Here is a 22,407-nt window from a genome sequence, read left to right as displayed (position 1 = left end):
GTTCTGAAGGAGTACGCATGGCTGTCTACAACTACGACGTAGTGGTGCTGGGTTCTGGCCCGGCCGGTGAAGGCGCGGCAATGAACGCCGCCAAAGCAGGGCGCAAGGTAGCGATGGTCGATGACCGTCGCCAAGTCGGTGGCAACTGCACGCACCTGGGTACCATCCCGTCCAAGGCACTGCGTCACTCGGTGCGGCAGATCATGCAGTTCAACACCAACCCGATGTTCCGGGCCATCGGTGAGCCGCGCTGGTTCTCGTTCCCGGACGTGCTGAAAAGCGCCGAGAAGGTGATTTCCAAGCAAGTGGCATCGCGCACCGGCTACTACGCCCGCAACCGTGTCGATGTGTTCTTCGGCACCGGCAGCTTCGCCGACGAGCAAACTGTTGAAGTGGTGTGCCCGAACGGTGTGGTGGAAAAGCTCAACGCCAAGCACATCATCATTGCCACCGGCTCGCGCCCGTACCGCCCGGCCGATATCGACTTCCACCACCCGCGCGTCTACGACAGCGACACCATCCTCAGCCTCAGCCACACCCCGCGCAAGCTGATCGTGTACGGCGCTGGCGTGATCGGTTGCGAATATGCGTCGATCTTCAGCGGCCTGGGCGTGCTGGTAGAGCTGGTGGACAACCGTGGCCAGTTGTTGAGCTTCCTGGATTCGGAAATTTCCCAGGCACTGAGCTACCACTTCAGCAACAACAACATCACCGTGCGCCACAACGAAGAGTATGAGCGCGTCGAAGGCCTGGACAACGGGGTGATCCTGCACCTGAAATCGGGCAAGAAGATCAAGGCCGACGCCTTGCTGTGGTGCAACGGCCGTACCGGCAACACCGACAAGCTGGGCCTGGAAAACATCGGCATCAAGGTCAACAGTCGTGGCCAGATCGAGGTTGACCAGGCTTACCGCACCACCGTGCCGAACATCTACGGCGCCGGTGACGTGATCGGCTGGCCGAGCCTGGCCAGTGCCGCCCATGACCAGGGCCGCTCTGCGGCTGGCAGCATCGTCGACAACGGCAGCTGGCGCTTCGTCAACGACGTACCGACCGGCATCTACACCATTCCGGAAATCAGCTCGATCGGCAAGAACGAGCAGGAGCTGACCCAGGCCAAGGTGCCGTACGAAGTGGGCAAGGCCTTCTTCAAGGGCATGGCGCGTGCGCAGATCGCCGGCGAGCCGCAGGGCATGCTGAAGATCCTGTTCCACCGTGAAACCCTGGAAATCCTCGGCGTACACTGCTTCGGCTACCAGGCTTCGGAAATCGTCCACATTGGCCAGGCGATCATGAATCAGCCGGGTGAGCTGAACAACCTGAAGTACTTCGTCAACACCACGTTCAACTACCCGACCATGGCTGAAGCCTACCGGGTAGCTGCCTACGACGGCCTGAACCGGCTTTTTTGAGCGGCTCCGACCGGTGGCCTGAGCCGGTCGGAGAGACCGATTTCAACCCTACCCGAGGGTGGTCTTGGCCAAACCGGGAAAGTCTGTAATCAGGCTGTCCACGCCAAAGTCAGCGAGCCGGCGCATAAGCGCCGGTTCGTTGACCGTCCACACCGACACGTGCAAACCCTGGCCCTGTGCTTTCAGCAGGCGCTCGGGGGTGCACAGTGTCCAGTTCAATGCCAGCAGCTCGCAACCGTAGTTCTGTGCCACCTTCAGCGGGTCGAGCCAGGCGTACTCGGCGACCAGCCCGCGTTTCACGTCCGGCACCAGCTCCACGGCCGCGCCCAGCACTTCGCGTGAGCTGGAGGTGATGGTGACCTTGTCCAGCAGGCCGTATTGCTGGGCCAGTTCGCGAATCGCCAGCACGGTAGTGGCGGCGCGGGTGCGCGAAGCGCTTTTCACTTCCAGCTGCCAGTGCTCGAACGGGCATTTCTCGAACAGCTCTTCCAGTTTCGGGATAGGGCAGGGCTGCACGTGGCCCGGGCCGCCGTTGCGCGCATCGATCTTCACCAGGTCGGCGGCTGGGTGATCGACCACCTTGCCGCGTCGGCCGGTGGTGCGCTTGAGGGTTGGGTCGTGGATCACCATCAGCTCGTTGTCGGCCGACAGGTGCAGGTCCAGTTCGCAGCGCGTGACGCCGTGGGACAGGCACTGGCGGAAGCTGTGCAGGGTGTTCTCGGGCGCTTCGCCCTTGGCGCCGCGATGGCCGTAGATCAGGGTCACGTTCGTTCCTTCAAATCAGAGAAAAACAGGGTCATGAGGCGGGATCGTTCTGTTCCAGCTGCTGGCGCCGTTGTTGTTGCTGGCGCTGCAGGATGTAGCGAGCCAGCAGTTGGCGCTGGGCGTCGGTCATGTCGATGAATTCGGTGCCGACCTCGAAGCCGCCCTCGGGGCAGGGGTCGCAATGGGTGACCTTGCCGCGCAGCAGCAAGCCGTGGGCGCGCGGCATCAGCACCATCTTCACTTTTACCCGGGTGCCCGGGGCAATGTGCGTCGCCTGCGCGAATTCGATACCGCCTTCGGAGAGGACCACCGGCAGAGGCTGGCCTACTTCGCCGAGCAGGGTCTGGGCAACGACTGCGCTGAGCAGGTCGAGGCGTTTGTTCTGCGCCCGCAGGAAGGCCGCGAGGGTGCGGTCCTTGTCGCTTAGCTGACGCAGCAGGTGCTGCGACTCGAAGTCGGACAGGTGCAGCTCGCTGAGCAGGTTGAACAGCGGGGAATCATCTTGCAATACATCTGGCTCAAGGGCTTCGGCCGCGCTGAGGGGGCTGATTTGAAGTGCGATCCGATCTTCGATGCGGTAGTATTCGCGGCGATCTTCTTCGTCTAATGTCGTCATGGCGAACCCAAGGTAGCGGCGGTGGTCCGAGTGTAAAGCCGCCGTAGGCGCCTCGCCACAAGGACGTTCCCTTTCATCCGAACAAGCCCCGACATGTTCAGACCTCTTTTCGCATTCATAGGCACGCGTTATACCCGTGCCAAACGCCGTAATCACTTCGTCTCGTTCATTTCCCTGACCTCGATGATCGGCCTCGCCCTGGGCGTGGTGGTGATGATCGTGGTGCTGTCGGTGATGAACGGTTTCGACCACGAAATGCGCACCCGCGTGCTGGGCATGATCCCCCATGCCACGCTGGAGAGCGGCCAGCCCATTGCTGACTGGCCTGCCCTTGCCCAACAAGTAAAGCAGAATCCGCAGGTGGTGGCGGTTGCGCCGTTCACCCAGATGCAGGGCCTGCTGACCCATGATGGCAAGGTGCAGAAGGTGCTGCTCAACGGCATCGACCCGGCCCGCGAGCGTGAGGTGTCGATCATCGACAACTTTGTCCTGCAAGGCCGCCTCGACCAGCTGGCGCCGGGTGAGTGGGGCATCATGATCGGCGACAAGGCTGCGGCCAAGCTGGGTGTGGCCATCGGCGACAAACTCACCTTCGTCGCCCCCGAGGTCAGCGTGACGCCGGCGGGCATGTTCCCGCGCATGAAGCGCTTCACCGTGGTTGGCACTTTCCACGTGGGCGCGGGCGAGATCGACGGTTACCTGGGGTTGACCAACATCAGCGACCTTTCCCGCCTGCACCGCTGGAAGCCCGACCAGGTGCAGGGCCTGCGCCTGAAGTTCGACGACCTGTTCCAGGCGCCGCGCGTGGCCTGGAGCATCGCACAGCAGCTGGGTGACCAGGAGTTCTACAGCCGTGACTGGACCCGCACCCACGGCAACCTGTACCAGGCCATCCGCATGGAAAAGGCCATGATCGGCCTGCTGTTGCTGCTGATCGTGGCGGTGGCGGCGTTCAACATCATTTCCACCCTGGTGATGGTGGTCAACGACAAGCGCGGCGACATTGCAATCTTGCGCACGCTGGGCGCCACCCCCGGGCAGATCATGCTCATCTTCATGGTCCAGGGCACGGTGATCGGGGTGATCGGTACCCTGATCGGCGCCGTGGTCGGGATCGTTGCCGCGCTGAACGTGAGTGCGGCGATCGCCGGCATCGAGAAGCTGATCGGGCACAAGTTCCTGAACGCCGACGTGTACTTCATCGATTACCTGCCGTCGCAGATCCAGTCCCAGGACGTGTACATGGTCTGCGGTGCGGCGCTGGTCCTGAGTTTCTTCGCCACCCTGTACCCGGCCTGGCGTGCGGCCCGCACCCAGCCTGCAGAGGCGCTACGTTATGAGTGAGTCGCGCATGAGTGATAAAGCCGTTCTGAGTTGCCGCAACCTGGGCAAGTCTTACGACGAAGGCCCGGAATCGGTGAAGGTGCTGTCCGGGCTCAACCTTGAGCTGCATGCCGGTGAGCGGGTGGCCATTGTCGGTAGCTCCGGCTCGGGCAAGAGTACCTTGCTCAACCTGCTGGGCGGCCTTGATCGGCCGACCCAGGGCAGTGTCTGGCTGGCTGGCGAAGAGCTGTCGGCGCTGGGTGAACGTGCCCGTGGCCTGCTGCGCAACCGTGAGCTGGGCTTTGTCTATCAGTTTCACCACCTGTTGCCGGAATTCACCGCCATCGAGAACGTCTGCATGCCGCTGCTGATCGGCCGCACGCCCATCCCCGAGGCCCGGGAGCGTGCCGAAGCGCTGCTCAAGCGCGTGGGCCTGGGCCACCGCCTGAGCCACAAGCCGGCCGAGCTGTCCGGCGGTGAGCGCCAGCGTGTGGCGATTGCCCGGGCACTGGTCAACCGCCCCGGCCTGGTGATGCTCGATGAGCCTACCGGCAACCTCGACCACCATACCGCCCAAGGTATCCAGGAGCTGATGCAAGAGCTGTCCAGTTCGTCGCGCACGGCGTTCCTGGTGGTGACCCACGACCTCAACCTGGCGCGTCAGATGGACCGTGTATTGAAGCTCGACGACGGCCACCTGGTGGCGATCTGATCGACTGCTCGGGGTGGCAGGTGCCGCCCCGTTTTCCTGTTTTCATTGGGTGATTTCGTACATGTTCAGACCCTTGCCCATCTTCATCGGCGCGCGCTACACCCGAGCCAAGCGCCGCAACCACTTCATCTCGTTCATCTCGATGACCTCGATGATCGGCCTGTCGCTGGGCGTGCTGGCGATGATCGTGGTGCTGTCGGTGATGAACGGCTTCCAGCGCGAAATGAGCTCGCGCATTCTCGGCCTGGTACCGCATGCCGCCATCCTCGGCGTGCAGCCGCTGGACGACTGGCACAAGGTGGCCGACGCAGCCCTGCAGAACCCGGCGGTGGTGGCGGCTGCGCCGATTACCGAAATGGAGGGCATGCTGTCGTACAAGGGTGCGATGCAGCCGATCCAGGTGGGCGGTATCGACCCGGCCGAAGAGGGCAAGGTCTCGATCGTTGGCCAGCACATTGTTCAGGGCCGCCTGCAGGACCTGCAGCCGGGTGAGTTCGGTGTGGTAATCGGTGAATTGACCGCGCGGCGCTTCCGCCTTAACACCGGCGACAAACTGACCCTGATCGTGCCGGAAATCAGCAAGGAACCGGGTGGTATCACCCCGCGCATGCAGCGCCTGACGGTGGTTGGTATCTTCAAGGTCGGCGCCGAGCTGGATGGTTCGCAGGCCTATATCCACGTGGCTGATGCCGGCGAGATGCAACGCTGGGCACCGGGCCAGGTGCAGGGCGTGCGCCTGAAGCTGCATGACCTGTATGCGGCCCCGCAGGTGTCCAGAGCGATTGCAGCCGGGCTGGGTGATGCCTACCGCGCCGATGACTGGTCGCACACCCAGGGCAGCCTGTTCAGCGCCATGAAGATGGAAAAGACCATGATCGGGCTGCTGCTGATGATGATCATCGCCGTGGCGGCCTTCAATATCATTGCCACCTTGGTGATGGTGGTGAACGACAAGGGGCCGGACATTGCCATTCTGCGTACCTTGGGTGCCACACCCGCGCAGATCATGGGCACGTTCATGGTCCAGGGCAGCCTGATTGGTGTGGTCGGGACGTTGATCGGCGGCGTGCTGGGCGTGATTGCGGCGTTCAATGTCAGCCAGATCGTGGGTTGGCTGGAGCGGGTGAGTGGGCAGCACATCTTTACGTCGGACGTGTACTTCGTCAGCAGCTTGCCGTCGCAATTGCAGTGGGGCGATGTGGTGATGATCTGCACGGCCGGGTTGGTGATGAGCTTCCTGGCGACCATTTACCCGGCTTATCGGGCGTCGCAGGTGCAGCCGGCGATTGGACTGGCGGTTTGAGGTAGGTTCGAGGGCCTCATCGCCGGCAAGCCAGCTCCCACAGGTACCGGGCAGTCTCTCGGCTTGATGCGTACCTGTGGGGGCGGCTTGCAGGCAATGGGCAGCACAGCAGCCCCAATTTCACCGAGCCTGGCTGAACTCGATGACGAACCGTGTCCACCCATTTTCACATTCCGCCCGAATGCCCCCGCCATGGGCCAGCACGATTGACCGGGTAATCGCCAAGCCCAACCCAGCATGCTCGCTACTGCCTTCGCGCCGTGCCGGGTCCACACGGTAAAAGCGGTCGAACAACCGCGGCAAAGCAGCTGGCTCGATGGCCGGCCCGGTATTGGCCACGCTGATTCTCGGCCCAGGCGCCAGCGTTACCCTTATCTGCCCACCCGCCGGGGTAAAGCGCATGGCGTTATCCAGCAGGTTGGACAGCGCCCGGCGCAGCATATGCCGGTCACCGTGCAACACAGCCTCCCCCTCGCGCAGCATCTGCACATTGTTGTCTTCGGCCAGCGGCGCGTAGTACTCCAGCAGCGCATCCACCTCGTCATGCAACGCCAAAGGCGCTTGCCCTGGCACCAGCAGGCCGTGGTCGGCTTTGGCCAGGAACAACATGTCGTTGATCATCTGCGCCATCCACTGCAGTTCTTCCAGGTTGCCATGCAGCGCTTCGCGGTACTCCTCAAGGCTGCGCGGGCGGGTGAGGGTAACCTGGGTATGAGTTAGCAGATTGGACAGCGGCGTGCGCAGCTCATGAGCAATGTCGGCAGAAAATGCCGACAGGCGCTGGAAGGCATCGTCCAGGCGCTGCAGCATGGCGTTCATGCTGGTGGCCAGTTCGACCAGCTCTTCGGGCATTTGCGCCACCGGCAGGCGTGTGGTGAGCGAGCGTGCCGACACGCTGGCGGCCACCTGGCCCATCTGCCGTAACGGACGCAGGCCGCTGCGTACCGCCCAGGCGCCGAGCAGCGCGGTGGCCAGCGCTGAAAGGCCGACTGTCAGCCAGATCAGGCGTTGCATGCCCTGCAGGAAATGCTGGTGGTGGGTGATGTCGAGGTACAGGGCCAGTTGTGGCGACTGCACGGCGCCCTGCGCCAAGTGCACAGCCACGCTGCGGTAGTCGGTGCCTTGTGCATGCAGGGTGGCCAGCCCGGCGGGCAGCGGTGCCTGCGGTAGCCCGGTGCGGCTTTCGAACCAGGTGGTGCCGTCGCTGCCGCTGATGCGCAGCGCCAGGTCGGCCTGGTGGCTCAGCTCATCGCGCAGGGCGGGCAGCCTTGCCTGCAGCTCGGTTGGGGTGGTGATGCCAGCCAGTTGCGTACGGAACAGTGACAGGCGCGAGTCCAGCAGTTGCTGGTCGAGTTCGACGAAGTGCTGCTCGCTGGCCCGGTTGAACAACACGCCGGCGCCCAGCGAAACGGCGGCGGTGCAGGCGGCGAACAACAGGGCCAGACGGCTGCCGAGGGAAACCCTGCGCATCATTCCGTGCGCTCTTCGAGCACATAGCCCATGCCACGTACGGTGTGGATCAGCTTGTTCGGGTGCGGGTCGTCGATTTTCAGGCGCAGGCGGCGGATCGCCACTTCGATCACGTTGGTGTCGCTGTCGAAATTCATGTCCCACACCTGCGATGCGATCAGCGATTTTGGCAATACCTCGCCCTGGCGGCGCAGCAGCAGTTCGAGCAGGGCGAACTCCTTGGCGGTCAGGTCGATGCGCTGGCCGGCGCGCTCGGCGCGGCGGCGGATCAGGTCCAGGCGCAGGTCGGCCAGGTTCAGGGTGGTGTCCTGGCTGGGGCTGGTGCCACGGCGCAGCAGGCTGCGCACCCGGGCCAGCAGTTCGGAAAAGGCGAACGGCTTGACCAGATAGTCGTCGGCGCCCAGCTCCAGGCCATGCACGCGGTCCTCGACGGCATCGCGGGCGGTGAGGAACAGCACTGGCGTATCCAGGCCGGCCTGGCGCACGGCCTGGAGGATCTGCCAGCCGTCACGGCCAGGCAACATTACGTCGAGGATCAGCAGGTCGTGGTCGCCGGTCAGGGCCAGGAACTGGCCGGTTTCGCCATCGGTGGCCAGCTCGGTGGCGAAGCCGGCCTCGCTCAAGCCCTGGCTCAGGTACTGGCCGGTGCGGGCCTGGTCTTCGACGATCAGCAGTTTCATGCACTGTCCATAATCTGAAAGTTTGTACCTGCCCTGTGGAGGCAGGCGGTGTAGTGGCTGAAATGATACGTGACGAAGCGCAGGCACGCCCAAGCTGACAAAGTTGTAATCTCACTGTCAGGTAGCTGCCAGTCGCCCGTGACTAAGGTGGCCTCATCCTGTTGTACATTTCCGGAGTCATCATGAAACGCCTGTTCATCGCCGCCGCCCTTGCCCTGGCCAGCCTGCCGACCTTTGCCGGCGAGGCGCAAACTTTCGCCTTTGGCGAGCCGGCCCCGGCGAACAAAGCCACCCGCACGGTCAACGTGGTGCTCAAGGACATCGCCTTCGAGCCCAAAAACCTGCAGGTAAAAGCCGGCGAGACGGTGCGCTTCGTACTGGTCAACGAGGGTAAGCTGCCGCATGAATTCAACCTGGGTGACAAGGCCATGCATGCCGAGCACCAGAAGGAAATGGTCGCCATGCAAGGCAAGATGTTCACCGAGGCCATGAACCACGAAGGCATGGACCACGGGCAGATGATGGATCACGGCGGCGGCCATGGCCACGGTGGTGGCAACACGGTGCTGGTCATGCCAGGCCAGCGCGCCGAGCTGACCTGGGCCTTCCGCAAGTCGGCGCCCATCGAGTTTGCCTGCAACGTGCCGGGGCATTATCAGGCTGGCATGGTCGGGGCGTTGACCATCGAGTGACTTGCGCTCCAAGGCAGGGTGCAAAACCGGTAGACTAGGGGCAATTTCGAACCTCTAGGTCAGTTTCCATGCATCCTGCTGCCGAACACTCGCCGCTGGGCAAGTCCAGCGAATACATCGCCACCTACTCCCCGGAGCAGCTGTTCCCGATCCCGCGTACTGCCAAGTGGGCCGAGCTGGGCGTCACCGCGCAGACCTTGCCCTGGCAGGGCGTGGATTACTGGAACTGCTTCGAGCTGAGCTGGCTGCTGCCGTCGGGCAAACCGGTGGTGGCGATCGGCGAGTTCGCCATCCCGGCCGACTCGCCGAACATCATCGAGTCCAAGTCGTTCAAGCTGTACCTCAACTCGCTGAACCAGACGGTGTTTGCCTCCCTGGGCGAATTGCAGGCCTGCCTGGAGAAAGACCTGTCTGCCGCGGCTGGCAAGCCGGTGGGGGTGAAGGTTCGTACCTTGGCTGAAGTCGAGGCCCAAGGCGTGGAAGCCTTGCCGGGGCTGTGCATCGATGCGCTGGACGTTGCCATCAGCAACTACGAGCAGCCGCAGCCAGAGCTGCTGCGCTGCAACCCGGAGCACGTGGTGGAAGAAACCTTGCACAGCCACCTGCTGAAGTCCAACTGCCCGGTAACCGGCCAGCCGGACTGGGGCAGCGTGGTGGTCGAGTACAAGGGCAGGGCGCTGGACCACGCCAGCCTGCTGACTTACCTGATCAGCTTCCGACAGCACGCCGACTTCCATGAGCAATGCGTCGAGCGCATTTACCTGGATTTGAAAAACCTGCTGCAGCCGCAGCATCTGACGGTGTATGCGCGGTATGTGCGCCGGGGTGGGCTGGATATCAACCCGTACCGTAGCACCGGGGCGATCAGCCCGGATAACAAGCGGCTGGTTCGGCAGTAAGGCTCAAGTACGTTGGGGGCGCTCTGCGCCGCTTTCGCGACACAAGGCCGCTTCCACAGTTTCAGCGCATGATCAGGGTTTTGCGCTGAACCTGTGGGAGCAGCCTTGTGCTGCGAATGGGCTGCCGAGCAGCCCCAGCTGTTTCAGATCCCCATGCTGTGCAGCGAGTTGACAATGCTGCGCAGAGTTGCCGTGGCGTCCGGGTGATCGGCCTCGAAGCGTTCGATTGCCAGATGCACGCTGTCTACCAGGTTGTTGTCTGGCGTGGCTTCCTCCAGTTTCAGTTGCGCCTCGATCTGACGCGCCTCTTCGTGCAACGTGGTCAGCTCTTCTTCTGTAAGCGGTACGTTGCGGTCCAGTTGCTCGCGCAAGCTGTTCAGGCGCTCTTGCAATTCGCGGGCAGGCATTGGTAGTTCTCCATCAAGGGCTTGGCAAACCATGGACCTCAGCGAAGCGGCAAAGGTTCTGGCCTGTCTTCAGCGTAATCCACCTGCCGCCGCTTTGCATGATCCGCGTCAAAGGTGCTGTATCAGGGTTTTTCACCTTTGCGCCGGCGCTGGGCGATGTCCTGCAGGCAGGTGTCCAGCGCCTCCAGGTGGTCGATTACCGAGTGCACGCCCAGGCCGAACAGTTCCAGCGTTGCCTTGCCACGGGCCACGTCCTGTTGCTGCGAGGTCATGGCTTGCCATTGCCGCGAGCTGCGGTCGCAGAACGGGCTGCAGGCGGCCAGGCCCACCGTCCACAAGCCCGCGTTAAGCCCGGACTGCAGCAGGCGCGGGTCGCCGCTGACCAGTACGCAGCCATCCAGGCGTTGGCTGTCCAGGGTCATCAGTGCCTGCCAACAGGCGTTGGGCGCCGGCCAGCGTACGCCGTTTACCGAATGCCCCGGCAGCCAGTCGGGCAGTACGTGTGCCAGGCGCTTGCTTTGGGTGGCGCTGAGGTCATCCAGCCAGATGCATGGCACCTGGTGCTGGCGCAGGCTGGCGAGGGTAGCCAGGGCGCCGGGTGCGGGCGAGGGGGCGCTACCATTGGCGGCCTGCACCAGGCAGCCGCGCAAGCCGAACAGCACAGCAGTGAAGGCGGGTGCAGCGTCCATGGCAACTTCCCCCAAATAGTCCGCAGGCTATTCGGTGATTGTTACCGCCCTGTGACATCGGCGCCCTTGCAACAGTTGTTCACAAAATATTGAGCAAACATGTGTAAAGCTGTTTATCAGGCCGCAAGCCTCTATACTGCCGCCTTACCAGCAGCGCGACCCGTTGCGTTTGCGGCCGAGAAATTCGATGGAGAGACATCTATGCGTAGGATCGGTGCCAGTGTGATCGAACGAGTCACCCAGGCCTGTGTCTGCGCCAGCATGCTGCTGGCGCCCGTGGCAGCCACCCAGGCAGCCACCGAGGAAGATCCCTGGGAAGCGGTCAACCGGCCGATCTTCCGCTTCAACGATACCCTCGACACCTATGCCCTCAAGCCATTGGCCAAGGGCTACCAGGCGGTCACTCCGCAGTTCCTTGAAGATGGCATCCACAACATCTTCCGCAACCTGGGTGATGTGACCAACCTGGCCAACGACGTGTTGCAGCTCAAGCCTCATGCTGCGGGGGTGGATACGGCGCGGCTGATCGTCAACACCACCTTCGGCCTGGGCGGTTTCTTCGACGTGGGCACCAAGATGGGCCTGCAGCGCAATGACGAAGACTTCGGCCAGACCCTGGGCTACTGGGGTGTGCCGAGCGGCCCGTACGTGGTCATCCCGCTGCTGGGGCCAAGCACGGTGCGTGACGGCGTTGCCAAGTACCCGGACAGCTACACCAAGCCTTACCGCTACATCGACCATGTGCCGACGCGCAATTCGATCTTTGCCCTGGACGTGATCGACACGCGTGCCGACCTGCTCTCTGCCGAGAAGCTGATACAGGGTGACAAGTACATCTTCATTCGTAACGCCTACCTGCAGAACCGCGAGTTCAAGGTCAAGGATGGCGAAGTCGAAGATGACTTCTGATCTGTGAACAGGGGCCGCTTCAGGCCCCTTTTCAATGCATGGCCAGCACGCGCAGCCCGAACTTCTGCTGCCCACCCGGCTGGTCGGCAATCCATACCACTTCGGTGCTGGCATGCAGCCCTTTCAGGGCCGGGTGGTCGGACTCGATCCGCACCTCGATATGATCCCCCACCTGGAAGCGTTGCGGCGCCTGCACTTGCATGCCGCTGCTGGACAGGTCCAGGCACACGGCTGCGATCACCTGGCCCTCATGCAGCAGGCTGACCGCGGTATCGATGCGCATGCGGATGAAATCGCGTTTTTCGCTGTGGCTGGAGGGTGTGTGCGGCATGCTGCATCCTTCCCATCGGGGTACGCTGGTCGACTTTCTTATAACTCCCAGTGATTTGCCCTGTAAAGAGCGGCGAGGTCGACCCTCGCATGCTTGAAACGCCTGCCGGATGGGAGTACCGTCTGCGCCTTACAAGGTACCTCTGAACAGTTGCCGGGCAGGTGTTCTTGTCCTACAACTCAAGTAGAGTGTGACCACAGAGAATTCCCGTAGCTGGCCGTCTGCTTTGCCGACACCGCTGCACCCACCCAAATCGGCGCCGTTCGCCCACATGCAGAAAACCAGTGCAACGCTGCTGATTATCGATGACGACGACGTGGTCCGTGCGAGCCTCGCCGCCTATCTTGAAGACAGTGGCTTCAGCGTCCTGCAGGCCGGTAATGGCCAGCAGGGGCTTCAGGTCTTCGAAGAACACCAGCCCGACCTCGTGATCTGCGATCTGCGCATGCCGCAGATGGGCGGCCTCGAACTGATCCGTCAGGTCAGCGAGCGTGCGCCGCAGTTGCCGGTGATCGTGGTTTCTGGTGCCGGTGTCATGAGCGATGCGGTGGAAGCTTTGCGTCTGGGCGCCGCCGACTACCTGATCAAGCCGCTGGAAGATCTGGCCGTGCTTGAGCATTCGGTGCGCCGCGCCCTCGACCGCTCGCGCCTGGTGCTGGAAAACCAACGCTACCGCGACAAGCTCGAAACGGCCAACCGCGAACTGGAAGCCAGCCTGCACCTGCTGCAGGAGGACCAGACCGCCGGTCGCCAGGTACAGATGAACATGCTGCCGGAAAGCCCCTGGGTAGCTGGCGAGTTCGCCTTCGAGCACCAGATCATCCCGTCGTTGTACCTGTCGGGTGATTTTGTCGATTACTTCCGCGTCGACGAGCGGCGCATTGCCTTCTACCTCGCCGATGTATCCGGGCATGGCGCGTCGTCGGCCTTTGTCACCGTGCTGTTGAAATTCATGACCACGCGGCTCATGTTTGAGCTAAAGCGCAGCAGGATGCGCGAGTTCAAACCGTCCGAAGTGCTCAGCCACATCAACCGCGGCCTGATCAATAGCAAGCTGGGCAAGCACGTGACCATGGTTGGCGGGGTGATCGACGAAGAGGCTGGTCTGTTGACCTACGCCGTGGGTGGCCACTTGCCGCTGCCCGTGCTGCATACCCCCGGGCATACCCGTTACCTGGAAGGCCGTGGCCTGCCGGTGGGGCTGTTCGACGAGGCTACCTACCAGGACTTGGTGGTGGAGCTGCCACCTCAGTTCAGCCTCAGCCTGATGTCCGATGGCATTCTGGACCTTTTGCCGGGTGACACGCTCAAAGATAAAGAGGCTGCCTTGCCGGAGATCGTCAAGGCAGCAGGTGGCAGCCTGGATGGGCTGCGTCAACGATTCGGATTAGCTACGCTTGGGGATATGCCGGATGATATCGCCCTATTGGTGTTGAGCAGGAACCTTCAATGAGTACCGGTAGAATCCAGTTCGCCGAGCAGAGTGGTACCTTCGTATTGAAGTTCGTCGGTGAAGTGCGCCTGACCCTGTGTTCGGCGCTGGATGCGACGATCGAGAAGATATTCACGGCGTTGAACTTCTCGGCGATTGTCATCGACCTGACCGAAACCGAGAGTATCGACAGCACCACCTTGGGCCTGCTGGCCAAGCTGTCGATCCTGTCGCGGCAGAAGGTAGGCCTGTTGCCGACCGTGGTCACCACCAACCCGGACATTTCCCGGTTGTTGCAGTCGATGGGTTTCGATCAGGTGTTCAACATCGTCGATCGCCCGATTCCGTGCCCCGAGTGCCTGACCGACCTGCCGTCGCAGGACCAGAACGAAGAGGTGGTGCGCTCCAAGGTGCTGGAGGCGCACAAGATCCTCATGGGCCTGAACGACTCCAACCGCGAAGCCTTCCATGACCTGGTCAATGCGCTGGAGCGGACCTGATCGTTAACCTGTGCCGGCCCTTTCGCGGGTAAACCCGCTCCCACAGGGATCTGCACAGGTCTGACAGGCCCACGATTCCTGTGGGAGCGGGTTTACCCGCGAAGAGGCCAGCACAGACTGAAGACCAGACTCAGCCAGTAAACTCGGTAGCCTCACCCCCACCCGCATCGAGCTGATACACCCGCATCGGCCGCCCCTGCTCATCAAAGAACACCTGCCCCAGCCCCGCACCGTTCCACAAACGCTCCCCGGCCTTGCTGTGGCTGGGCGTACGCGGCACCACTTCCATCTCCCGGCGCTTGGTAAACCAGTTCAGCGGCGAGCGCGGTGCATACAGCCAGCGGTTGAGCCGGTCGAGTACATCCAGCAGGCGCCGGGGGAACTCGTTCTTGATCCCGCTGCTGGTCACCTGCCACAAATGCGGGCTGCGCTGGCGGTGGCGGATCAGCACTTCATAGACGAACGAATAGTGCACATCCCCGGACAACACCACGTAGTGCCCCGGCGTGCGCGAGTGGCGGAAGATGTTGAGGATGACCTGCGCCGCACCCCGGTGGGCCATCCAGTTTTCGGCATCCACCAAAAGCGGGTAGCCCAGCCAGCTGAACACCTTCTGCACAGTCTCGATCAGCTTCACGCCAAAAATTGGCGCAGGCGAGACAATCACCGCTGACGGGTGGTCGAGCAGGGCCTGCTGCAACTCGCTCAGCGCTTCCCAGTCAAGCAGGCCGGACGGCTTGGCCAGGTTGCTTTCGCTGCGCCAGCGGCGGGTACGGGTGTCCAGTACCAGCAAGGGAGGGTTTGTCGGCAAGCTGAATTGCCAGCCCTGAAAGCGCAGCAGTTCGCCGATCAGTTCATCGCGGGCCTGGCTGCACAAGGCCTGGCATTGCCTGACCAGGGGCTTGCAGCTGTCCGGATCGTTGCCCCAGGCCTGACACAGCAGGTAGCCAAGCAGTGCGTTGCCAATGATCCGCCGCGAGAAGGGGTGGCCGTAGGCGGTTTCTTCCCACTGTGCCGAGAGGTTCCAGTCGTCGGTGATGTCGTGGTCGTCGAAGATCATCAGGCAGGGCAGGTGGGCCATCACCCGCGCCACCTGGCCAAGGTTCCCGGCAAACCCCTGGATAAGCGGCAGCTCCTGTCGATAACGTGCCTGGCGCTGGTCGGTCAGCCCGCTGGGCATCGCCATGTCCACCAGCTGCCACGGCACGGGTGACCACACCAGCAGGTACATGGCCATGACCTCGGCGAAGGTCACCAGGTGGTTGTCGGCGTTGCTGGACGAAAAGATCGGCTTGCGCTTGCCGCCAAAAAAACGCTCGCGCAAGGTGTCGTTGGTTTCCTGCGCCGGCAGCAGGTCGGCGCGGTGGTAGTAGCTGGCCGGGTGCTGGTACAGCGCCTGGCTGTCGGCAACCACGGCGCCATCCAGCTGCTCGTCGAACAGGCCCAGGCGCTCAATCAGGCTATGGATAGCACGCAGCATCGGGCCGGCGACATCGTCGGCGTACACCTGGTCGCCGGTCATCAGCAGCACGGCCGGGCGATCTTCAGGCTGCTCGCAGGCCTGCAGCAGGCGGTCAGCGCACAGCAAGCCATCGGCAGCGGGGTGGTGCGGCTTGCGGCAAGAACCGTGCAGCAAGTGGTCGAGACGGTCGCGCAGTACCAGGCTCGGGCGCTGGGTGCCGGGGTAGAGCAGGTGCGGCGCCCAGCCCGCGATACCCTGGCCGTTGATGAGCAGGTCGTAGTCGAGCTGCTGGTTGCAGGGCAGGGGGTTGGCGAAGTGGATTTCCAGCAGGTGAATGAAAGCGTGCTGGCCGACGGGGACGACCTGGCAATCCACCTTGGCCTCGCTTGCCGGGAAGATGAATTCGGGTTGCAGCGGTTGGGTTGCGACCAGCCAGATGGCCAGGCGCTGGGGTTCCAGGCGGCGCAGTACCGGGCCGGTGAGTACAAGGGGCAAGGATGGGGTCATCAACAGCTCTGAAGGCTAGTCGACCCCTTCGCGGGCAAGCCCGCTCCCACAGGTACGGCACTGCACTCAAGGGCTGCACTTTACCTGTGGGAGCGGGCTTGCCCGCGAAAGGGCCCTTGGATTCAAGAAAATGCTAAAGCCTGGCGCGGAAACGATAGCAAACAAAAACGGGCGGAAAATGCTGAACACTTCCCGCCCGTCAGGCAAATTCGATATGTGTCAGGCTTTTTCAGCCATCAACTTCTCCAGTTTTTCCTGGTCCCGCGCAAACTGGCGAATACCCTCGGCCAGCTTCTCGGTGCCCATGGCATCTTCGTTCATTGCCCAGCGGAACTGGCTTTCATTCAGCTGCTGCTTGGCCTCGCCGGCATTGCCTGGCTTGAGCACGCGCGGCAGTTCACCCTGGTCATCGCTCAACTGCTGCAACAGTTCAGGGCTGATGGTCAGGCGGTCGCAGCCCGCCAGTTGTTCGATCTGGCCGATATTGCGGAAGCTGGCGCCCATGACCACGGTGTCGTAGCCATTGGCCTTGTAGTAGTCATAGATGCGCGTCACCGACTGCACGCCTGGGTCGTCGGCGCCCACATAATCCGTGCCGGTGCTCTTCTTGTACCAGTCGTAGATACGGCCCACAAATGGCGAAATCAGGAACACCCCTGCATCGGCACAGGCTTGGGCCTGGGCGAAGGAGAACAGCAGGGTGAGGTTGGTCTGGATGCCTTCCTTCTCCAGCTGCTCGGCAGCACGGATGCCTTCCCAGGTGGAGGCCAGCTTGATCAGCACGCGGTCTCTGGAGACCCCGGCCGCGTCATACAGCCCGATCAGCTGGCGGGCCTTGTTCAGCAGCGCCGGTTCATCGAACGACAGGCGAGCATCCACCTCGGTGGAGATACGCCCCGGAATGACCTTGAGAATGCCTGAACCCACGGCGACCGCGAACTTGTCGCAGGCCAGGTCGACATTGCCCTTGGCATCGGCCTTCACCTGCTTGAGCAGGTCGGCGTAGCCCGGGATGGCGGCGGCCTTTAGCAGCAGGGACGGGTTGGTGGTGGCATCGACCGGCTTCAGCCGGGTGATGGCGTCCAGGTCCCCGGTGTCGGCGACCACGGTGGTGAACTGCTTCAGTTGTTCCAGCTTGGAAGTCATGGGCGTGCTCTGTCCTGTGCATTTACTCGACATTACCCGAGCCCCGACAGCCGCTCAAGGGCCTGTAGAAGCGGGCTTGCCCACGAAGGGCTGTACATAAGGTGAAGATTCGAGTGCCCGGCTGCCTTGAGGTTCCACATACTGCAATTCTCAAGCTCGCACGATCGTCTGTAGGAACCGCCGGGTCGCGTGCACGGGTAGTATCACCGGCCTTGCAGCAATTCCACCGCTTGGTCAAACACTGCCAGCGGCTGCGCCGCCTTGTGAATGTCCGCCGACAGCAACTGACGGAAGCGCCGCGCCCCCTTGAACCCTTGGGCCAGCCCCAGAATATGCCGGGTAACGTGGTGCATCGCGCCACCGCTTTCCATGTGCGCCACGATATATGGCCGCAACTGCGCCAACGCCTCGCTACGGCTGACCACCGGCGCATCGCTGCCAAACAGCTGCTGGTCCACCTCGGCCAGCAGGTAAGGGTTGTGATACGCCTCACGCCCCAGCATCACACCATCGAAGGTTTCAAGGTGGGCCTGGCATTCTGCCAGGGTCTTGATCCCGCCATTGAGCACGATTTCCAGGTCCGGGAAGTCCGCCTTCAGCTGCGCCGCTACGTCATAGCGCAGGGGCGGAACCTCGCGGTTTTCCTTCGGCGACAGCCCCTCCAGAATCGCGATACGCGCGTGCACGGTAAAACTCCGGCACCCAGCCTCACGTACCTGTCCGACGAAATCGCACAGTTCGGCGTAGCTGTCGCGGCCATTGATGCCGATACGGTGCTTGACCGTCACCGGTGTCGACACCGCATCCCGCATGGCCTTCACGCAATCGGCCACCAGCGCCGGGTGAGCCATCAGGCAAGCGCCGATCATGTTGTTCTGCACCCGGTCGCTCGGGCAGCCGACATTGAGGTTGACCTCGTCATAGCCCGCGTCCTCGGCCAGGCGTGTACAGGCTGCGAGGTCGGCGGGTACGCTACCGCCCAGTTGCAGGGCCAGCGGGTGCTCGGAGGCATCGTGGCGCAGGAAACGGTGGGCGTCGTTGTGCAGCAGGGCACCGGTGGTGACCATTTCGGTGTAGAGCAAGGTTTGACTGGAGAGCAGGCGCAGGAAGAAGCGGCAGTGGCGGTCTGTCCAGTCCATCATCGGTGCAACGCTGAAGCGGCGTGACGGCTCAGGGCGCGTGGTTTCTGGCTTTGGGGCTAATTCTAGGGGCATTCTGGTCTACGCATTTTGGTACCATTTTTCGGGGTTTTGGGCGCTTTTTGGTTGCGCACTGGTACGATGTACCAATGCCAATCACGCTTGTACCACCGAAAACCATGGCAACTATCAGAGCAAGGAAAAAGGCTGCTGGGACGGTGAGCTATACCGTCCAGATCTGCCTCAAGAAAAAGGTGTATTAGTCTACCAAGAAGCCCAGACGTTCGCCCGGGAGCAGCTAGCTCAGGTTTGAACAAAACGACGAGAAGGGCCGGAGGGGGCTGGCCACAAACTGGCTAAAGCATGACGAGACTATCGACATCCGCCGCTAAGCGACGCGGCACTACAGCAATGAGGTCGCTCGCCTTCAGTATCCCGGAAAGCTCTGGGCCCTGACGCCGATAGTCTCCCCTAGCGATGAGGCTAGGCGAGATCGCCTTCAATAATGATCAGTTCGCGGCAATAGGCGCGAAGCGCGAACTGTTTTGCGGCGGTGTAATCAGGATCGCTATAACAGTTCTTGGCTTGCGCGTAGCTAGGGAACTCGACCACAAGCACGCGCTGGCTGGATTGGGCCTCGACCAATGTCCCAGGCTTCAGAACCTTGACCTTGGCATTGTACTTCTCACTGATGGGTGCCCACAGTCGGCCATATTCCTGCTGTGCATCGGCGTCGTTTACCTCGGCACCGAAAATGATCCAATAGCCCTTCACGATGATTCTCCATTTGCAGCACTATCAAAATTCTTGCTCGCAGACGCTTCGAAGGTCTGGCCAGCGCGGGGATTCCACTGGACGCCCGAACGGGCGGGTATGCCTGGCTTGAGCTGTTGATGCTCGTCGTAATCCTGCCGTGGATGAAAGAACAGCGGTTGCATATCGCCCAGCCGTGATAGCCGCTCGGCATACTGCAGCAGATAATCCTCCCGTTGCTGTTGGCTGACCTGGGCGGGCATCCACGCGGCAAAGGGGGGGAGCACGGTAAAACCGGTGTACGCCAGTATGCCGTTGTGAATGGGCCAGAGAATGTGGTGCAGATCACCGTCAATGCCGTTGGGTGCGTACAGGGTGCTTGCGGTACCTGTGGTGAGGCTGAGCATTGCGCATTTGCCCTTGAGGTGTCCGGTATCGTACTTGCGCCCGGTGGAATAGGCGAAACCGCGGCTCAAGACACGATCAACCCAGCCCTTGAGCATGGCTGGCATGGAAAACCACCACATCGGAAACTGGAAAATCACCAGCTCGGCCCATGCGACCTTGTCCTGCTCGGCCTTAACCTCGCTACATACCGTCGCAGTAACCTGAGCGTGCGCCTGCTCCGTGGCGGGGTCAAAAAAGTGCCCATCGACCCGCTCGGAGAAATCCTCTGCCTGCAGTACGGCGTTCCAGCCCATGGCATAAAGGTCACTTACCCGCACTTCATGGTTTAGCCGGGTAAGCGTACGCACCGCAGTCCGGGTCATGGCGCCATTGAAGGAGCAAGGTTCGGGATGGGCATGGATAATCAGAACGTTCACGTGTTGTACCCCTCGGGCCGGCAAGATTGCTGAGGTGATTGTGGTGAGATGGCCAACCCGGTACAAATCATCTCTCGTGACGGTATGAAAGAGAAAAACTACGCTATGCGAGCCGATACCCCGATGAAGGCCATTGTCTGTTTCGACGCTGTCATGCGCACCGGCAGTGCGGTACTGGCAGCTCAGCAACTGTTCGTTACGCCTGGGGCGGTGGGACAACAGATTCGCAAGCTGGAAGACTGGCTGGGTACCTCTCTGTTCGTGCGCAGCGTGCGCAGGCTACAGCCGACCGAACAAGCACTGCGCTATTGGGCGCAAGTCAAGCCAGCGCTTCAGCAGCTTGAACACGCCAATCTTGCGCTGCAGCGCAGCGGCGAATTCGACGTGCATCTGAGCCTGCCACCCGCGTTCGCGAACACTTGGTTTGCCCGCCGGATGCCTGACCTGACCCGTTCGTATCCAGAGTTGAAGCTTCACGTGAGCGCATCCGTGGCGCCTGTCGACTTTCAGTCGGGCACTTATGATCTGGCCGTACGCCATTTCGACGGCCAAGCCCTCGACCTCCAGGTGAAGTTGCTGCTGCGTGATGAAGCTCGCGTCTATTGCAGCCCTGAATACCGCGAGCGTCTGCAACTGTCCGTCATCGAGGACATGGTACGCGCGACGGTGCTCTATACCACCTCTCACGCCAATTGGTCGCGATGGTTAGGGCAAGTCGGAATGTCCTTCGACAGGTTGAAGAGCGACTTGCGTTTCGATCAGTCGGAAATGGCCATCGATGCTGCACGGCGCAGCCAGGGCATTGTGCTGACCAGCCCTTGGTTGGTGGAGGACGACGTGGCGCAGGGCAGTTTGGTACAGCTGTTCCCCCATGTCCTGCTGACTGGGAAAAACTATTACCTGGTCCATAGTAACGACCGGCCTTTGGGCGCGGCTGCTCGGCAGTTGTTTGAGTGGCTGGCTGCTGCTGCCACCCTTGGCCCGGCCTACTTCAGCGGCACATAGATATCCGTTTCCCACTGCTCCAGTGGCGTTTCCGGATACACGCTCAGGTATTGGAAGAACAACGGATGGTCGCGCAGTTCTTCATTGCTCGACGGCAACCAGTCCCGGTACAGCGGGTAGATGGTTTCGCCAATGTAGTCAGGCGAGCCGCTATGCCGAATCACGGCACAACGGCCCGCCGGTATAACCCGTTCATGCACACCGAACTCATTGGGCTGCACGGCCTCGTTCATCTCCCCACAAACGGCGAAGCGAAAGTCGTGGGGCGGGGTGGTATCGGGGTTGTCGTAGGGGATGCCGAAGGTGCGGCTGCTGGCCACCGGCGACTGGCCGCTGTTTATGCGCCATTGGCGAAAACGCGCAACGCTTTCACCGACCAGGCTGGGCGGCCCTCGGTGTTCGAGCGCGGCCACGCGGGTTTCGGCGAACTCCACTATACGGATCTGCATGGTGATACTCCTGCAAAGGCGTGGAACAACGAATACCGCACTCCAGGCCTGCCAGTTCGGCGCCTTGGCGAACACGCTCGGCGCCATGCCGAACGCACGCTTGAACGCCCTGGAAAAGGCTTCGGGGCTTTCGAAGCCGGCGCCGAATGCGGCATCCAGAACGGGTGTTGCGGGCGAGGCGACCAGTTGGTGCGCCGCACGTCGAAGCCTCATCAGTTGCACATACCGTGAAACCGGAACGCCCATGTATGCCGTGAACTGCCGGTGAAAGTGAAACGCCGAAAAGTTGGCGATGCGGCTCAAGGCATTCACCGACAGGTCACCTTCGAGGTGGCTGTCGATGTAGGCAAGCACGGCTTCGAACCGTTTTGCATAGGCAGGGCTGTGCTGTGAGTCAGTCAACGAGCGAAGTCTCCGGAGGGTGCGGTGAGCGCTAGCATCCGTTGTTCAGGCATCGAGGTGCCTAGCCGTGATTGCTCTGTTGCGGATTATCCTGACGCCACCGTGGATGGCAGCGCCGTTGCATCGAACTCAGCGGTCAACTGATCTGCTCTTGCAATCAGACGGGATGAACGGAAAGCACCAAGGGGCAGCAGAGTCGACGTGCAGATGTTTCTGCTTCTTGGGCAGGAACGGTGTATCAAGCGTGCCAAGTGCTATCGAAACCCAGTCGGCAAACTCACCTTCGGAGCGTGACCAGAACAAGGTCGAGCCGCACTCTACGCAAAATTCCCGCACCACCGTCGGCGAAGACGCATAGGTCTTGATACTGGTGGCGCCACGAAGGATGCGCAGCATGCTACGCGGAACGCTGCCGTATGAAGCGAATGCTGCCCCGTGCCCTTTGCGGCACTGGCTGCAATGGCAGTGGCTCACAGCTTTTGGCGTGGTAAGCAGCAGGTAACTGACCGCTGCGCACAAGCAGCTTCCTTGGTATGACTCTTTCACTGGCGCTTCCGTGCAGGTGGAAAACGCCAGCGTA

24 protein-coding genes are annotated in these 22,407 nt (G+C 61.9%); 10 read left to right on the top strand and 14 right to left on the bottom strand.

The window, feature by feature from the left end; genetic code table 11:
- Window positions 1-17: 17 nt before the first annotated feature.
- Window positions 18-1,412, top strand: a complete 1,395-nt coding sequence (sthA, locus tag WF331_RS17480) for a Si-specific NAD(P)(+) transhydrogenase (protein ID WP_016500731.1) — start codon at window positions 18-20, stop codon at window positions 1,410-1,412.
- 48 nt (window positions 1,413-1,460) lie between these two features.
- Here the strand turns inward: sthA and WF331_RS17475 are convergent, their stop codons facing one another.
- Window positions 1,461-2,177 carry a glycerophosphodiester phosphodiesterase gene (locus WF331_RS17475; protein WP_016500730.1) on the bottom strand — a complete coding sequence of 239 codons (717 nt, stop codon included), beginning with the start codon at window positions 2,175-2,177 and terminating at the stop codon, window positions 1,461-1,463.
- A gap of 31 nt (window positions 2,178-2,208) precedes the next feature.
- Window positions 2,209-2,793, bottom strand: a complete 585-nt coding sequence (locus WF331_RS17470) for a PilZ domain-containing protein (protein WP_041167812.1) — start codon at window positions 2,791-2,793, stop codon at window positions 2,209-2,211.
- A gap of 93 nt (window positions 2,794-2,886) precedes the next feature.
- Here WF331_RS17470 and WF331_RS17465 point away from each other — a divergent pair, with 93 nt between their 5' ends.
- From WF331_RS17465 to WF331_RS17455, 3 genes are all read left to right on the top strand, one after another.
- Complete coding sequence (locus tag WF331_RS17465; protein ID WP_016500727.1) at window positions 2,887-4,137, top strand: lipoprotein-releasing ABC transporter permease subunit; 1,251 nt, start codon at window positions 2,887-2,889, stop codon at window positions 4,135-4,137.
- A gap of 7 nt (window positions 4,138-4,144) precedes the next feature.
- Window positions 4,145-4,828, top strand: coding sequence for a lipoprotein-releasing ABC transporter ATP-binding protein LolD (lolD, locus tag WF331_RS17460; RefSeq protein WP_169725112.1), 684 nt, complete (start codon window positions 4,145-4,147; stop codon window positions 4,826-4,828).
- Window positions 4,829-4,889: 61 nt separating this feature from the next.
- Entirely contained in the window at window positions 4,890-6,131 is a 1,242-nt protein-coding gene (locus WF331_RS17455) for a lipoprotein-releasing ABC transporter permease subunit (RefSeq protein ID WP_016500725.1), read from the top strand.
- Between the two features lie 120 nt (window positions 6,132-6,251).
- Here WF331_RS17455 and WF331_RS17450 read toward each other — a convergent pair whose 3' ends face one another.
- Both WF331_RS17450 and cinR read right to left on the bottom strand, forming a co-directional pair.
- Window positions 6,252-7,604, bottom strand: coding sequence for a heavy metal sensor histidine kinase (locus WF331_RS17450; RefSeq protein WP_340623155.1), 1,353 nt, complete (start codon window positions 7,602-7,604; stop codon window positions 6,252-6,254).
- Window positions 7,601-8,281 (bottom strand): two-component system response regulator CinR, encoded by a 681-nt coding sequence (cinR, locus tag WF331_RS17445; protein ID WP_016485658.1) that lies wholly within the window; start codon window positions 8,279-8,281, stop codon window positions 7,601-7,603. The genes WF331_RS17450 and cinR overlap by 4 nt, the downstream gene beginning before the upstream one ends.
- Window positions 8,282-8,463: 182 nt before the next feature.
- Here cinR and WF331_RS17440 point away from each other — a divergent pair, with 182 nt between their 5' ends.
- Window positions 8,464-8,973, top strand: a complete 510-nt coding sequence (locus tag WF331_RS17440; RefSeq protein WP_197862827.1) for a cupredoxin domain-containing protein — start codon at window positions 8,464-8,466, stop codon at window positions 8,971-8,973.
- A gap of 68 nt (window positions 8,974-9,041) precedes the next feature.
- A complete protein-coding gene (queF, locus tag WF331_RS17435; RefSeq protein WP_340623154.1) occupies window positions 9,042-9,872 on the top strand; it encodes an NADPH-dependent 7-cyano-7-deazaguanine reductase QueF in 831 nt (276 codons plus the stop codon).
- 143 nt (window positions 9,873-10,015) lie between these two features.
- Here queF and WF331_RS17430 read toward each other — a convergent pair whose 3' ends face one another.
- Complete coding sequence (locus WF331_RS17430; protein ID WP_016500720.1) at window positions 10,016-10,279, bottom strand: DUF4404 family protein; 264 nt, start codon at window positions 10,277-10,279, stop codon at window positions 10,016-10,018.
- Window positions 10,280-10,401: 122 nt separating this feature from the next.
- Entirely contained in the window at window positions 10,402-10,968 is a 567-nt protein-coding gene (locus tag WF331_RS17425; RefSeq protein WP_049273493.1) for a hypothetical protein, read from the bottom strand.
- Between the two features lie 201 nt (window positions 10,969-11,169).
- On the opposite strand from WF331_RS17425, the gene WF331_RS17420 reads away from it, so the two are divergent.
- Window positions 11,170-11,877 (top strand): MlaA family lipoprotein, encoded by a 708-nt coding sequence (locus tag WF331_RS17420; RefSeq protein ID WP_063425204.1) that lies wholly within the window; start codon window positions 11,170-11,172, stop codon window positions 11,875-11,877.
- A gap of 31 nt (window positions 11,878-11,908) precedes the next feature.
- On the opposite strand, the gene WF331_RS17415 is transcribed toward WF331_RS17420, so the two are convergent.
- On the bottom strand, window positions 11,909-12,208 hold the full coding sequence (locus WF331_RS17415; protein WP_016500717.1) for a PilZ domain-containing protein: 300 nt from the start codon (window positions 12,206-12,208) through the stop codon (window positions 11,909-11,911).
- Between the two features lie 271 nt (window positions 12,209-12,479).
- Between WF331_RS17415 and rssB the strand changes: the two genes are divergently transcribed.
- A complete protein-coding gene (gene rssB / locus WF331_RS17410) occupies window positions 12,480-13,661 on the top strand; it encodes a two-component system response regulator RssB (RefSeq protein ID WP_016500716.1) in 1,182 nt (393 codons plus the stop codon).
- The gene (gene rssC / locus WF331_RS17405; protein WP_016500715.1) at window positions 13,658-14,140 is read left to right on the top strand and encodes an anti-sigma factor antagonist RssC; all 483 of its coding nucleotides are present in this window, start codon (window positions 13,658-13,660) and stop codon (window positions 14,138-14,140) included. Before rssB ends, rssC begins: the two co-directional genes overlap by 4 nt.
- Window positions 14,141-14,270: 130 nt before the next feature.
- Here the strand turns inward: rssC and WF331_RS17400 are convergent, their stop codons facing one another.
- The 5 genes from WF331_RS17400 to WF331_RS17380 form a co-directional block, all read right to left on the bottom strand.
- On the bottom strand, window positions 14,271-16,109 hold the full coding sequence (locus WF331_RS17400; RefSeq protein WP_016500714.1) for an alkaline phosphatase D family protein: 1,839 nt from the start codon (window positions 16,107-16,109) through the stop codon (window positions 14,271-14,273).
- Between the two features lie 219 nt (window positions 16,110-16,328).
- Window positions 16,329-17,255 carry a transaldolase gene (tal, locus tag WF331_RS17395; protein WP_340623153.1) on the bottom strand — a complete coding sequence of 309 codons (927 nt, stop codon included), beginning with the start codon at window positions 17,253-17,255 and terminating at the stop codon, window positions 16,329-16,331.
- Between the two features lie 203 nt (window positions 17,256-17,458).
- Window positions 17,459-18,469: a tRNA dihydrouridine(20/20a) synthase DusA gene (dusA, locus tag WF331_RS17390; protein ID WP_340623152.1), complete on the bottom strand. Its 1,011-nt coding sequence runs from the start codon at window positions 18,467-18,469 to the stop codon at window positions 17,459-17,461.
- Between the two features lie 408 nt (window positions 18,470-18,877).
- Window positions 18,878-19,168, bottom strand: coding sequence for a DUF1330 domain-containing protein (locus tag WF331_RS17385; protein WP_016500711.1), 291 nt, complete (start codon window positions 19,166-19,168; stop codon window positions 18,878-18,880).
- Window positions 19,165-19,971 carry an NAD(P)H-dependent oxidoreductase gene (locus tag WF331_RS17380; RefSeq protein ID WP_049824920.1) on the bottom strand — a complete coding sequence of 269 codons (807 nt, stop codon included), beginning with the start codon at window positions 19,969-19,971 and terminating at the stop codon, window positions 19,165-19,167. The genes WF331_RS17385 and WF331_RS17380 overlap by 4 nt, the downstream gene beginning before the upstream one ends.
- 48 nt (window positions 19,972-20,019) lie before the next feature.
- Here WF331_RS17380 and WF331_RS17375 point away from each other — a divergent pair, with 48 nt between their 5' ends.
- Window positions 20,020-20,976, top strand: coding sequence for a LysR substrate-binding domain-containing protein (locus WF331_RS17375; RefSeq protein ID WP_016500709.1), 957 nt, complete (start codon window positions 20,020-20,022; stop codon window positions 20,974-20,976).
- On the opposite strand, the gene WF331_RS17370 is transcribed toward WF331_RS17375, so the two are convergent.
- Both WF331_RS17370 and WF331_RS17365 read right to left on the bottom strand, forming a co-directional pair.
- The gene (locus tag WF331_RS17370) at window positions 20,958-21,827 is read right to left on the bottom strand and encodes an AraC family transcriptional regulator (RefSeq protein WP_284397275.1); all 870 of its coding nucleotides are present in this window, start codon (window positions 21,825-21,827) and stop codon (window positions 20,958-20,960) included. The two genes, WF331_RS17375 and WF331_RS17370, sit on opposite strands and share 19 nt — an antisense overlap.
- A 129-nt stretch (window positions 21,828-21,956) precedes the next feature.
- A complete protein-coding gene (locus tag WF331_RS17365) occupies window positions 21,957-22,373 on the bottom strand; it encodes a GFA family protein (protein WP_080642804.1) in 417 nt (138 codons plus the stop codon).
- Window positions 22,374-22,407: the final 34 nt, after the last annotated feature.

The sequence above is a fragment of the Pseudomonas sp. YNh genome, from assembly GCF_037993085.1.
Classification (GTDB): Bacteria; Pseudomonadota; Gammaproteobacteria; order Pseudomonadales; family Pseudomonadaceae; genus Aquipseudomonas; species Aquipseudomonas putida.
Note: the sequence above shows the minus strand (reverse complement) of the source record. Positions and strands in the feature narration are given on the sequence as shown.

Bases quoted from the DNA above. Each gene is read 5' to 3' on its own strand.
- sthA (WP_016500731.1), top strand. From the start codon at position 18: ATGGCTGTCTACAACTACGACGTAGTGGTGCTGGGTTCTGGCCCGGCC.
- WF331_RS17470 (WP_041167812.1), bottom strand. From the start codon at position 2,793: ATGACGACATTAGACGAAGAAGATCGCCGCGAATACTACCGCATCGAA.
- WF331_RS17465 (WP_016500727.1), top strand. From the start codon at position 2,887: ATGTTCAGACCTCTTTTCGCATTCATAGGCACGCGTTATACCCGTGCC.
- lolD (WP_169725112.1), top strand. From the start codon at position 4,145: ATGAGTGATAAAGCCGTTCTGAGTTGCCGCAACCTGGGCAAGTCTTAC.
- WF331_RS17455 (WP_016500725.1), top strand. From the start codon at position 4,890: ATGTTCAGACCCTTGCCCATCTTCATCGGCGCGCGCTACACCCGAGCC.
- WF331_RS17450 (WP_340623155.1), bottom strand. From the start codon at position 7,604: ATGATGCGCAGGGTTTCCCTCGGCAGCCGTCTGGCCCTGTTGTTCGCC.
- cinR (WP_016485658.1), bottom strand. From the start codon at position 8,281: ATGAAACTGCTGATCGTCGAAGACCAGGCCCGCACCGGCCAGTACCTG.
- WF331_RS17440 (WP_197862827.1), top strand. From the start codon at position 8,464: ATGAAACGCCTGTTCATCGCCGCCGCCCTTGCCCTGGCCAGCCTGCCG.
- queF (WP_340623154.1), top strand. From the start codon at position 9,042: ATGCATCCTGCTGCCGAACACTCGCCGCTGGGCAAGTCCAGCGAATAC.
- WF331_RS17430 (WP_016500720.1), bottom strand. From the start codon at position 10,279: ATGCCTGCCCGCGAATTGCAAGAGCGCCTGAACAGCTTGCGCGAGCAA.
- WF331_RS17425 (WP_049273493.1), bottom strand. From the start codon at position 10,968: ATGGACGCTGCACCCGCCTTCACTGCTGTGCTGTTCGGCTTGCGCGGC.
- WF331_RS17420 (WP_063425204.1), top strand. From the start codon at position 11,170: ATGCGTAGGATCGGTGCCAGTGTGATCGAACGAGTCACCCAGGCCTGT.
- WF331_RS17415 (WP_016500717.1), bottom strand. From the start codon at position 12,208: ATGCCGCACACACCCTCCAGCCACAGCGAAAAACGCGATTTCATCCGC.
- rssB (WP_016500716.1), top strand. From the start codon at position 12,480: ATGCAGAAAACCAGTGCAACGCTGCTGATTATCGATGACGACGACGTG.
- rssC (WP_016500715.1), top strand. From the start codon at position 13,658: ATGAGTACCGGTAGAATCCAGTTCGCCGAGCAGAGTGGTACCTTCGTA.
- WF331_RS17400 (WP_016500714.1), bottom strand. From the start codon at position 16,109: ATGACCCCATCCTTGCCCCTTGTACTCACCGGCCCGGTACTGCGCCGC.
- tal (WP_340623153.1), bottom strand. From the start codon at position 17,255: ATGACTTCCAAGCTGGAACAACTGAAGCAGTTCACCACCGTGGTCGCC.
- dusA (WP_340623152.1), bottom strand. From the start codon at position 18,469: ATGCCCCTAGAATTAGCCCCAAAGCCAGAAACCACGCGCCCTGAGCCG.
- WF331_RS17375 (WP_016500709.1), top strand. From the start codon at position 20,020: ATGGCCAACCCGGTACAAATCATCTCTCGTGACGGTATGAAAGAGAAA.